Genomic DNA, 1,680 nt, shown 5'->3' on the forward strand with positions numbered 1-1,680 from the left:
AGGAATATGTCGAAACGGTCCTGCCGGTTCCCCGGCGGGGCGGCCGCGGGACACACGTCCCGTCAACACCGTCCAGACCATCCCGGTGGGCCACCAGCTCTGCGTGAACCCATGCCTCCATTGACCCCGGCCCGGCACACCGCGTCATGTCCCCGGAATTCGGGACTTGACAAACATCCCCCACCCACCGACCCTCCCCCTCCCGAGGTGGGGTGCACACCGTGCGTCCGGGCGACGCGGGAACAGCGATCCGCCTCGTGAGGATCACGCCAAAGGGCCCCTTCGGGAGGGCGCCGACGAACCGGGCCTCGCCCGGGTACCCGTACGGCACGCGACCGGGTCACGGACGGATACCCTCAACTCCTCGGCGACAAAGGGGCACTCCTACACAACCGCCCCGTTCTTTCGCGGGCAGACGTTGAAGCCACCGCGGATGATGAGGCCCTTCGTGCGGTCGGCGGTGGAGAAGTAGCCGTCGTCGCCGGTGCGGAACCAGCCCTCCACAACCGTCTTGGCGGCCGCATCAGGCGCCCCGGCCCGGCTGACCGCTGGGGCACAGACCTTGACCCGGCACCTCCCGGCGCGGTGGCCCTGACGCGACGCGCTGGAACAGCTGTGGACCGCAGCCGGCCACCGCCTGCGCACCTGACCGGCCGCGCACCCCGCCTCCCGCGACGTGAAGGACCGTGAAGAACCTGCCACCAGTGCAGCCAACCGGAAATCCCCTGCCCGGATGCGGGACATCCACCCGGAAACCGATCACGTCACGTGATCAGGCATTACGCGGTGGATCCAGGCTGAATGGCCGGGTTCTGGAACACTGTGAGCGCGGCGGGGGCGTCCTTGTCCGCCCAGGGGCGGATGGTCAAGCCGCCCTCCGCTTCCAGCGTGGGTTGCGGGCATCCGGCCAGCGTGCCCGCGGGCACCACGTCGTGGATCAAGGAAGGCGTGGGAGAAGCAGGCCAGCGGTACGGGCCCGCGCCCAACCGGTTTTCGGAAAGCTGCACCCTGCCCTCGGCGGCATCCGGCGCCGTTGACGCGCCCGCCCTTGCCCACCGGGGGTCCTCGGCTTTGCAGAACGTGCGGGCACACAGCTGTCAACAGCCATTGCGATGCCCAGGTGGCGGTTCTCCCGGTCCATGGCCATCAAAAAATTCCAAGCTGGTGGCCATGTGTTTCCGGTCTGAGGGGTCAGTTCAAGGGGACCACCCCCTTGCCTGCGAGGGCCTGGGGTCGTAGAGCACACACGTCATGACCTGGCAGCCGTAGTGCCGGCCGGCTGCGACCATCTGCGGGTGCCGGAGGCGGTATGCCCGCGATGTGCTCGACGGTCACGGTCCTGGCGTTGTCGGTCAGCACACAGGTCGGTGCCCGCCGATCCGGCGCAGGGCGGTGTCCAGGCAGGCGACCAGCGTGCCCAGGGTGCAGTCCCAGACCGGGATGACCACCCGGGATCCCGACCACGACAGCCATGCGCAGAACAGCCAGGTCCGACGGCCGCCGATGCGCGTGCCTTCGCCCCAGTCGAATTGCAGCCACATTCCCCGAGTCCGCCGACGGCGGTGGCGGGCTGTGAACGCGCCCGCCTCGTCGCCCTCGCCCCGCGCCGGAACCCGCTTCGAATGCGGTCAGCTCATCGAACGCCTGCACCCTCACGGCATGCACAACCTCAACCGATCC

General features: G+C 69.2%; 1 protein-coding gene. It reads right to left on the bottom strand.

All coding sequences use genetic code 11. The annotated features are described in order from the left end of the window. Positions 1-1,352 precede the first annotated feature (1,352 nt). Entirely contained in the window at positions 1,353-1,541 is a 189-nt protein-coding gene (locus tag ACFY4A_RS42540) for a hypothetical protein (RefSeq protein WP_390834665.1), read from the bottom strand. Between the last annotated feature and the right edge of the window lie 139 nt (positions 1,542-1,680).

This window comes from Streptomyces sp. NPDC001292 (assembly GCF_042896465.1).
In the GTDB taxonomy this organism is placed as follows: domain Bacteria; phylum Actinomycetota; class Actinomycetes; order Streptomycetales; family Streptomycetaceae; genus Streptomyces.

Bases quoted from the DNA above. Each gene is read 5' to 3' on its own strand.
- ACFY4A_RS42540 (WP_390834665.1), bottom strand. From the start codon at position 1,541: ATGTGGCTGCAATTCGACTGGGGCGAAGGCACGCGCATCGGCGGCCGT.